The sequence below is a fragment of the Burkholderia sp. BCC0419 genome (assembly GCF_902830285.1).
Lineage (GTDB): Bacteria > Pseudomonadota > Gammaproteobacteria > Burkholderiales > Burkholderiaceae > Burkholderia.
In genome coordinates this window covers 1-457 of sequence record NZ_CADESR010000027.1, presented here as the reverse complement: position 1 = coordinate 457, position 457 = coordinate 1, and the positions used below count along the sequence as shown (strand labels likewise).

1 protein-coding gene is annotated in these 457 nt (G+C 65.4%); it reads left to right on the top strand.

From position 1 onward, the window contains the following. On the top strand, nucleotides 1-457 hold a 457-nt coding region (locus HWW87_RS36865; protein WP_175824379.1), incomplete at both ends, for a DUF1302 family protein.

The following is a 457-nucleotide window of genomic DNA, read 5'->3' as shown; positions in this document are numbered from 1 at the left end:
CCGATGGTGAGCCTGGCGGCCGACCTGTCGCACGGGTTCAGCACCGAGGCCTACTACCAGTTCCAGTGGAATGGCAACCGCTATCCGCCGGTCGGCTCGTACTGGTCGGTGACGAACGGTTTCGGCCGCGGTGCCGAGCCGTTCACGATCAACACGAATAACCTGAACGTGATCGGCCCGAGCGCGGGCACGATCGCCAACGCGATCGGCGGACCGGGCGCGGCCGGCAACCAGGACACGCTCAACGCGATCAAGAACGGGCTCGTGAACGGCACCTACGCCGGGCCGCCGTTCAACGACATCGGGCTGCCGTCGGTCACGAACCTGCCGGCGAAATACCGGCCGCAGTTCGGCGTGAAGTTCAACTACTCGCCGCGCTCGTTCGACGCGAACTTCGCGTTCTACTACCTGAACTACACCGACAAGTCGCCGGTGCTCGCGTCGCTCGCGAACGGCA